Annotated in this window: 9 protein-coding genes; 5 read left to right on the top strand and 4 right to left on the bottom strand. The window is 67.2% G+C overall.

Annotated features, from left to right (window positions below):
- Window positions 1-1,343: L-aspartate oxidase (gene nadB, locus HMPREF2886_RS09915; RefSeq protein WP_070747219.1), on the top strand; the 1,343-nt coding region annotated here is incomplete at its 5' end.
- Here nadB and HMPREF2886_RS09910 read toward each other — a convergent pair.
- On the bottom strand, window positions 1,312-1,764 hold the full coding sequence (locus HMPREF2886_RS09910) for a protein YgfX (protein WP_033978436.1): 453 nt from the start codon (window positions 1,762-1,764) through the stop codon (window positions 1,312-1,314). The two genes, nadB and HMPREF2886_RS09910, sit on opposite strands and share 32 nt — an antisense overlap.
- On the bottom strand, window positions 1,748-2,002 hold the full coding sequence (locus HMPREF2886_RS09905) for an FAD assembly factor SdhE (protein ID WP_003085532.1): 255 nt from the start codon (window positions 2,000-2,002) through the stop codon (window positions 1,748-1,750). The genes HMPREF2886_RS09910 and HMPREF2886_RS09905 overlap by 17 nt, the downstream gene beginning before the upstream one ends.
- A gap of 272 nt (window positions 2,003-2,274) precedes the next feature.
- Here HMPREF2886_RS09905 and HMPREF2886_RS09900 point away from each other — a divergent pair, with 272 nt between their 5' ends.
- Together HMPREF2886_RS09900 and HMPREF2886_RS09895 are read left to right on the top strand one after the other, a co-directional pair.
- On the top strand, window positions 2,275-3,219 hold the full coding sequence (locus tag HMPREF2886_RS09900) for a CAF17-like 4Fe-4S cluster assembly/insertion protein YgfZ (protein ID WP_033978434.1): 945 nt from the start codon (window positions 2,275-2,277) through the stop codon (window positions 3,217-3,219).
- A 100-nt stretch (window positions 3,220-3,319) separates the two neighbouring features.
- Window positions 3,320-4,156, top strand: a complete 837-nt coding sequence (locus HMPREF2886_RS09895; RefSeq protein ID WP_003085528.1) for an HDOD domain-containing protein — start codon at window positions 3,320-3,322, stop codon at window positions 4,154-4,156.
- Between the two features lie 7 nt (window positions 4,157-4,163).
- Here HMPREF2886_RS09895 and HMPREF2886_RS09890 read toward each other — a convergent pair whose 3' ends face one another.
- Window positions 4,164-5,546 carry a sensor histidine kinase gene (locus HMPREF2886_RS09890; RefSeq protein ID WP_070747217.1) on the bottom strand — a complete coding sequence of 461 codons (1,383 nt, stop codon included), beginning with the start codon at window positions 5,544-5,546 and terminating at the stop codon, window positions 4,164-4,166.
- Window positions 5,539-6,210, bottom strand: coding sequence for a response regulator (locus HMPREF2886_RS09885; RefSeq protein WP_003085524.1), 672 nt, complete (start codon window positions 6,208-6,210; stop codon window positions 5,539-5,541). Before HMPREF2886_RS09885 ends, HMPREF2886_RS09890 begins: the two co-directional genes overlap by 8 nt.
- 210 nt (window positions 6,211-6,420) lie before the next feature.
- On the opposite strand from HMPREF2886_RS09885, the gene HMPREF2886_RS09880 reads away from it, so the two are divergent.
- Together HMPREF2886_RS09880 and HMPREF2886_RS09875 are read left to right on the top strand one after the other, a co-directional pair.
- Complete coding sequence (locus tag HMPREF2886_RS09880) at window positions 6,421-7,704, top strand: OprD family porin (RefSeq protein ID WP_070747215.1); 1,284 nt, start codon at window positions 6,421-6,423, stop codon at window positions 7,702-7,704.
- A 29-nt stretch (window positions 7,705-7,733) separates the two neighbouring features.
- Window positions 7,734-8,717, top strand: a complete 984-nt coding sequence (locus tag HMPREF2886_RS09875; protein ID WP_003085519.1) for a tripartite tricarboxylate transporter substrate binding protein — start codon at window positions 7,734-7,736, stop codon at window positions 8,715-8,717.
- The last annotated feature ends 27 nt before the right edge of the window (window positions 8,718-8,744 follow it).

Here is an 8,744-nt window from a genome sequence, read left to right as displayed (position 1 = left end):
TCCAGTGGCTGATCGAACAGGGGGTGCCCTTCACCCGCGACGAGCAGCACAACCACGAGGAAGGCAGCTTCGAATACCACCTGACCCGCGAAGGCGGGCACAGCCACCGGCGCATCATCCATGCCGCCGACGCCACCGGCGCCGCGATCTTCAATACCCTGCTGGCCCAGGCCCGTCGGCGACCGAACATCGAGCTGCTGTCGCAGCGGGTGGCGGTCGACCTGATCACCGAGCGCAAGCTCGGCCTGCCGAGCAAGCGCTGCCTGGGCGCCTACGTGCTGAATCGGGAAAGCGGCGAAGTCGATACCTTCCGTGCCCGCTTCACCGTGCTGGCCTCCGGCGGCGCGAGCAAGGTCTACCTTTATACCAGCAATCCCGATGGCAACTCCGGCGACGGCATCGCCATGGCCTGGCGCGCCGGTTGCCGGGTCGGCAACCTGGAGTTCAACCAGTTCCACCCGACCTGCCTGTACCACCCGCAGGCCAAGAGTTTCCTGATCACCGAGGCATTGCGCGGCGAAGGCGCCCTGCTCCGCCTGCCCAATGGCGAGCGTTTCATGCCGCGCTTCGACCCGCGTGGCGAACTGGCGCCCCGGGACATCGTGGCCCGCGCCATCGACCATGAAATGAAGCGCCTGGGGATCGACTGCGTCTACCTGGACATCAGCCACAAGCCGGCCGAGTTCATCAAGGCGCACTTCCCCACCGTCTACGAGCGCTGCCTGGACTTCGGCATCGACATTACCCAGCAACCGATCCCGGTAGTGCCGGCCGCCCACTATACCTGCGGCGGCGTGCTCGTCGACCAGCACGGGCATACCGACGTGCCGGGCCTCTACGCCATCGGCGAGACCACCTTCACCGGTCTGCACGGCGCCAACCGCATGGCCAGCAATTCGCTGCTGGAATGCTTCGTCTATGCCCGCTCTGCCGCCGCCGACATGCTCCAGCGCCTGCCCGGCACGCCACTGCCGGAAAGCCTGCCGAGCTGGGACGCCAGCCAGGTCACCGACTCCGACGAGGACGTGATCATCGCGCACAACTGGGACGAACTGCGGCGTTTCATGTGGGACTACGTCGGTATCGTGCGCACCAACAAGCGCCTGCAGCGCGCCCAGCACCGGGTGCGCCTGCTGCTCAGCGAGATCGACGAGTTCTACAGCAACTACAAGGTCAGCCGCGACCTGATCGAGTTGCGCAACCTGGCGTTGGTCGCCGAACTGATCATCCGCTCGGCCATGCAGCGCCGCGAAAGCCGGGGCCTGCACTACACGCTGGATTATCCGGACCTGCTGCCCGAGGCCCGCGACACTATCCTGGTGCCGCCCATCTACGGCGACTGAAGCGCAGACGGACACGCAGGCGCCGATGGCTGTCGGCGCCCAACGCATCGGCCGGGATACAGCAACCAAGTGTGCGCCAGCCGCCCGGCAGGCGCACACGCAGTACGATCAGCCAGGGCAGCGCCAGGCTGTCAGCGCGCAATTGCACCGCTTGCCAGCCGCTTCCGGCGCTCCAAAGCTGCCAGCCCCGCTCGTCATGGCGCAACCCACGAAAGGAGCGCGAGCCGCGCAGCAGTACCTGGTGGTACAGCCCCCAGGCACCGTAGGCGAGGCAGACCAGCGCCAGCGGCGGCTTCAGCCAGACCGGCAGCGCCGCCAGCAGGATCGACAGCAGCGCCAGGGCCCACAGTGCCAGGCTCGCCGCCAGCAGGATCGGAGAAACCCGCCAGCGGCATTCGAACGGATCAATCCGGCTGGACACGGTCCAGGATCATCCGCACCATCCGCCGCAGGTCGGCGTCTTCCGGCTCGCCGCGCTGCATGAACCAACCGAACATGTCCTGGTCCTCGCACTCCAGCAGCTTGCGGAAGCGCGCCTGGTCCTCGGCGTCCAGGCCCGGGTAAACCTCCTGCACGAAAGGCACCAGCAGCACATCCAGTTCCAGCATGCCGCGACGGCTGTGCCAGTAGAGTCGTTTCAGTTCGGTTTCATCTGCCATGTTCGGGCTCCTCGAAAACGCCCGGCATTATAGGGCGGTTGCGCTCGAATGGCGCGGCCCGATGACGAGGCGTCGCTCTGCCGGCGTCCGCCCTTGGTCGTATTGCTCGGCAAACCAAGGGTATCCGCGCGGGACGCAGGCCCATGCCGACAGCGGCCTCGGAAGTCTCCGACAACCGTCAAGGCGGATGCGCCAGGCATTCTTGCCCGCTGACAAGCCTCGGACCGAGTTCTATGATGACGGTCCTGACTGACTGACCGCGCAGCATCGCAATGGCCGACCCCGCTTTCCACACCCCGCTAGTCCATGAAGGCATCCTCGCCGTCCGCGGCCCGGACGCCGCCAAGTTCCTCCAGGGCCAGTTGACCTGCAACCTCGCCTACCTGAACGACGAAACCTCCAGCCTCGGCGGCCGCTGCAACATCAAGGGCCGCCTGCTATCGAGCTTCCGCATCCTGCCCGAGGGCGACGGCCTGCTGCTGGCGATGGCCGGCGAGCTGCTCGAGGCCCAGTTGGCGGACCTGAAGAAATACGCCGTATTCTCCAAGGCCAGCCTTGCCGACGAGAGCGCAGCCTGGCTCCGCATAGGCTTGCGCGACGCCAGCGAGGCACTGCGCGCCCTGGGGATAGACACCCCGGCGGAGAGCGGCAGGATCGCCCGCCACGGCGACCTGCTCGCCGTCGCCCTGGGCGACGCCCGCGTCGAGCTATGGGTTCCGGCGCAGCGCGCCGAGGCGGTGCTTGCCACGCTCCGCGAGCACAGCCGCGAGGCGCCGCTCGACGATTGGCTGCTCGGCCAGGTGCGCGCAGGCATCGGCCAGGTGTTCGGCGCTACCCGCGAGCTGTTCATCCCACAGATGATCAACCTGCAGGCGGTCGGCGGGGTCAGCTTCAAGAAGGGCTGCTATACCGGCCAGGAAATCGTCGCCCGCATGCAGTATCTCGGCCGCCTCAAGCGCCGCCTGTATCGCCTGGCGCTGGACGCAGACGAGCTGCCGGCGCCCGGCACCGGGCTGTTCTCGCCAGTCCATTCCACCAGCGTCGGCGAAGTGGTACTGGCCGCCCGTACGCCGGAGAACAGCGTGGAATTGCTCGCCGTGCTGCAGGACGACGCCGTCGCCGACGGCCGGATCAGCCTCGGAAGCGCCGAAGGAGCGCCGCTCGTCCTCCTCAATCTGCCTTACACGCTGGACAGCGACCGCGAAATCCAGCGCTGACCGTAAACTGTGCCTCGCCGTCCGCGGACGGCCCGCCAGTATTCCCATGGCCGGTGCACGTAGAGCGTGCTCCGGCCATTGCGTTTTCAAAGGAAATGCCATGAGCAAGCTTGCCGACAAAGTCCAACAGGACCTGATCCGCGCCATCGATCAGGATGAACTGGTGCTGCCGACCCTGCCCGAGGTGGCCCTGCAGGTCCGCGAGGCGGCGGAAGACCCGGATGTCAGCATCCAGGCCCTGAGCAAGGTGATCGGCAACGACGCGGCGCTGACCGCGCGCATCATCCGCGTGGTGAACAGTCCGCTGCTGCGCAGCCCGAAGGAAATCACCGACCTGCAGATGGCGATCAGCCGGCTGGGCATCAACTACACCTGCAACCTGGCCACCGGCTTGGCCATGGAGCAGATGTTCCAGGCCACCACCGACGTGGTCGACCGCAAGATGCGCGAAGTCTGGAACAAGAGCACCGAGATCGCCGGCATCTGCCACGTGCTGGCCCGTCACTACACGCGCCTGGCGCCGGACCAGGCGACCCTGGCCGGGCTGGTGCACCAGATCGGCGTGCTGCCGATCCTCACCTACGCCGAGGATCACAACGAGCTGCTGTCGGACTCCATCAGCCTGAGCCATGTGATCGAGCGCATCCATCCGCTGATCGGCGAGCGCATCCTCAAGGCCTGGGATTTCCCCGCGCCGATCGCCGAGGTCCCGCGCCAGCACCTGGACTTCACCCGCAACTCGCCGCGCGCCGACTATACCGACCTGGTCCAGGTCGCCACCCTACAGAGTTACCTTGGCAGCGAGCATCCCTATACCCGCCTGGACTGGAGCCAGATCCCGGCGTTCGCCAAGCTCGGCCTCGAGCCGACCGTCGACATGAAGGAAGACGAGGACCTCTCCAGCGCCCTGGAAGCAGCCACCAGCATGCTGCAATAGGCCCTCCCTACTCCGCCGGGAAGCGCACCCGCACCAGCAAGCCACCCAGTTCGCCCTGGTCGAGCTGGATCTGCGCCCGGTGCGCCCGGCAGACCTCGCCGACGATTGCCAGTCCCAGGCCGCTGCCGGGGCTGTCGCCGCGCCGGTAGAAGCGCTGGAAGACCCGCTCGCGGTCGGCGGCGGGAATTCCCGGACCATCGTCTTCCACTTCCAGCACTCCCCCCTCCAGCACCCTGAGGATCACGTTGCCGCCCTGCGGGGTGTGCGCCAGCGCGTTGTCCAGCAGGTTGCTGAGCAATTCGTTGAGCAGCGTCGGTTCACCCTGGATCCACACCGGCCCGGCGCTTTCCAGCGCCAGCGAGGCTCCCCGCGCATAGGCCAGCGGCGCCAGCGCCAGGCCCAGTTCCCGGGCCAGGGCGGTCAGGTCGATGCGCTCGGCGCCACCCTCGGCAATGGCCTGGGCGCCGCTTTCGATACGTGCCAGGGACAGCAACTGGTTGGCCAGGTGGATCAGGCGGTCGGTGTTCTTCGCCGTGGTCTCCAGGGTCGAACGCCAGGCCTCCGGCTCCTGCTCGCGCAGGCCCAGTTCCAGGCGCGCCTTGAGCGCCGCCAGCGGCGTGCGCAACTCGTGGGCGGCATCGGCGATGAACTGCGACTGCCGCTCGAACAGGCTGCGCAGGCGCTGGGTGAAGTGGTTCAGCGACTCCACCAGCGGCCGCAGCTCATGTTGGACCTCCAGCATCGGCAACGGCCGCAGGTCGTCCGGCTGGCGCTCTTCCACCCCGCGGCGCAGGCGATCCAGCGGACGCAGCGCGGCGCTCACCGCCAGCCACACCAGCACCAGCGCGCCGACGCCGAGGACGCCCAGGCGCAGCAGGGTATCGGTCATCAGGCTGCGCGCCATGCGCTCGCGGGCGCCTTCGGTCTCCGCCACGCGGATCTCCGCCATGCCGCTCATGCTCGGTTCGCTGACCGGTTGCAGCAGGCTCACCACGCGTACGTCGACGCCCTGGTAGACGCCATCGTAGAACTTGGCCAGGGCCGGGTAGTCGTCGGTGCGCAGGGCATCGGCAGGTGCCGCCGGAAGATTCTCGTAGCCGGAGATCATCCGACCGTGGATGTCGTTGACCTGGTAGAAGATCCGCCCGGCGCTGTCGTAGGCGAAGGTATCCAGCGCCACGTAGGGGACGTCGGCGCGCAGGGTGCCGTCCTTCTCGTAGAGCCCGTCGGCGATCGCCCGCGCCGAGGCCAGCAAGGTCCGGTCGTAGGCGGTGTCGGCCACCTCGCGGCCGTTCCAGTAGGCGCTCAGGCCGCTCGCCAGGAGCACCAGCAGCAGGAGCAGGGCCAGCCACAGCAGCAGCCGTCCGCGCAGGCTGCCGGCATCAGTCACCCTGCGCCTCCAGCAGGTAGCCGAGGCCGCGGAAGGTGACGATGCGCACGGCGCCGCCTTCCAGCTTCTTGCGTAGGCGGTGGACGTAGATCTCGATGGCGTCGGCGCTGGCCTCCTCGTCCAGGCCGAAGACCTGGGCAGCCAGTTGCTCCTTGCTCATCACCCGCCCCGGACGGGCGATCATCGCTTCCAGCACCGCCTGTTCCCGCGAGGTCAGGGTCAGCGGCTGCTCGTCGAGGCTGAAGCGCCGGGTGCCGAGGTCGTAGACCAGGGCGCCGCAGCGCTGCAACTGTTCGCCGCCGAGCACGCTGCGGCGCAGCAGGGCCTTGACCCGCGCCTCCAGCTCGGACAGTTCGAAAGGCTTGGCCAGGTAGTCGTCGGCGCCGAGATTGAGGCCGTGCACCCGGTCCTTCACCTCGCCGCGCGCAGTCAGCATCAGCACCGGCAGGGTCTTGCCGCGCCCGCGCAGGCGCGCCAGCACCTCGAAGCCGTCCATCCGCGGCAGGCCGACGTCGAGGATCGCCAGGGCGTACTCCTCGCTGGCCAGGGCCAGGTCGGCGGCCACCCCGTCCTGCAGCAGGTCTACCGTCCAGCCGGCGCCCTTGAGCGCCTGGACCACGCTTTCGGCGAGCTGCGGATGATCTTCCACCAGAAGGATGCGCATGGACGGTTCTCCACCACCGGATGAGGGCACAAGAGGCGAAGTGTACCGGGGAAAACCCTCCGGTAAATGGCTTCTCTGCCACCGGGGATGGCTGAAAGCCTGGCGAAAGCTTGGCGTCTTAGGATCAGCCGATGGACGGCGCAGATCGTCCGCCAAAACGCCCTGCAGCGTGGTGCTCGGCGTACAAGAACAAGAATCGGAGACCACTGCATGTCGACTTCCCTGCCGCAGGCCGCAAGGTCTGTACGTTCGTCCCGCAGCACCACCCTGACCACCACCGCCGTCGTGCTCGCCGGCATCAAGCCCCTGGGCAACGCCGCCGGCTTCCTCGACGACAGCAAGGCCAGCCTGGAAACCCGCAACTTCTACATGAACCGCGACTTCCGCGACGGCCCCGGCCAGTCCAAGCGCGAGGAGTGGGCGCAAGGCTTCATCCTCAACCTGCAGTCCGGCTACACCCAGGGCACCGTCGGCTTCGGCCTCGACGCCATGGGCATGCTCGGCGTCAAGCTCGACTCCGGCCGCGGCCGCAGCGGTACCGGACTGCTGCCGAAGGATTCCGACGGCCGCGCGCCGGACACCTACTCGAAACTGGGCCTGACCGCCAAGGTCAAGGTCTCGCAGAGCGAGCTGAAGGTCGGCACGCTGATTCCGAAACTGCCATCGGTACAACCGAACAACGGGCGGATCTTCCCGCAGATATTCGAAGGCGCGCTGCTCACCTCGAAGGAGATCAAGGACCTCGGCTTCACCGCCGGGCGCCTGGAAAAGACCAAGATCCGCGACTCCAGCGACTCCGAGGACCTCGCGCTGAACGACAAGAACGGCCGCTTCGCCGGGGTCAGCGCCGATCACTTCGACCTCGGCGGACTGGACTACAAGCTCACCGACCAACTCACCGCCAGCTATCACTACAGCAACCTGCAGGACGTCTACCGCCAGCACTTCGTCGGCCTGCTGCACAGCTGGCCGATCGGTCCCGGCGAACTGACCAGCGACCTGCGCTTCGCCCGCAGCACCGACAGCGGCTCGGCCAAGGCCGGCGGCATCGACAACAAGTCGCTCAACGGCATGTTTACCTACAGCCTTGGCAACCATGCCTTCGGCGCGGCCTGGCAGCGAATGAACGGCGACGACGCCTTCCCCTACCTGGAAGGCAGCAACCCGTACCTGGTCAACTTCGTCCAGGTCAACGACTTCGCCGGCCCCAAGGAGCGTTCCTGGCAACTGCGCTACGACTACGACTTCGTCGGCCTCGGCATTCCCGGCCTGACCTTCATGACCCGCTACGTCAAGGGCGACAATGTCGAGCTCTCCGGGCAACGCGGCGAAGGCCGCGAATGGGAACGCAACACCGAACTGCAGTACGTGTTCCAGAGCGGCGCGCTGAAGAACCTCGGAGTCCGCTGGCGCAACGCGACCTTCCGTTCCAATTTCACCCGCGACATCGATGAGAACCGCCTGATCGTCAGCTATACCCTGCCGATCTGGTAAGCCAGAACAAGAACTCCCCAGGAGCACCGATGATGATGAAACTGTCTTTTCGTCCCCTCGCCTTGGTTGCCGCCGGCCTGCTGCTGGCCGGCGCCGCCGTGGCCGAACCCAAGCGTCCCGAATGTATCGCCCCGGCGTCCCCCGGCGGTGGTTTCGACCTCACCTGCAAGCTGGCCCAGAGCGCTCTGGTCGAGGCCAAGCTGCTGAGCAAGCCGATGCGCGTCACCTACATGCCCGGCGGCGTCGGCGCGGTCGCCTATAACGCGGTGGTCGCCCAGCGCCCGGGCGACGCCGGCACCATCACCGCCTTCTCCAGCGGCTCGCTGCTGAACCTGGCCCAGGGCAAGTTCGGCCGCTTCGACGAGAATGCGGTGAAATGGCTGGCCGCCATCGGCACCAGCTACGGCGCCATCGCGGTGCGCACCGACTCGCCCTACAAGAACCTCGACGACCTGGTGAAGGCGCTCAAGGCCGACCCGAGCAAGGTGGTGATCGGCTCCGGCGGCACCGTCGGCAGCCAGGACTGGATGCAGACCGCGCTGATCGCCAAGGCCGCCGGGATCAATCCGCGCGACCTGCGCTACGTGGCCCTGGAAGGCGGCGGCGAGATCGCCACCGCGCTGCTCGGTGGGCACATCCAGGTCGGCAGCACCGATATTTCCGACTCCATGCCGCACATCCTCAGCGGCGACATGCGCCTGCTCGCGGTGTTCTCCGAAGAACGCCTGCCGGAGGCGGCGATGGCCAACATCCCTACCGCCAAGGAACAGGGCTACGACATCGTCTGGCCGGTGGTTCGCGGTTTCTACCTCGGGCCGAAGGTCAGCGACGAAGACTACGCCTGGTGGAAGAACGCCTTCGACCAACTGCTGGCCTCCGAGGACTTCGCCAAGCTGCGCGACCAGCGCGAGTTGTTCCCCTTCGCCATGACCGGCGAGGAACTCGACGGCTACGTGAAGCAGCAGGTCCAGCAGTACAAGCAATTGGCCAAGGACTTCGGCCTGATCCAGTAAGCCAGCCCGCGCGCGGCCGGCCCCCGG

The sequence above is a fragment of the Pseudomonas sp. HMSC066A08 genome, from assembly GCF_001813025.1.
Taxonomy (GTDB): domain Bacteria; phylum Pseudomonadota; class Gammaproteobacteria; order Pseudomonadales; family Pseudomonadaceae; genus Pseudomonas; species Pseudomonas aeruginosa.
This window is presented reverse-complemented; position numbering and strand designations above follow the sequence as displayed.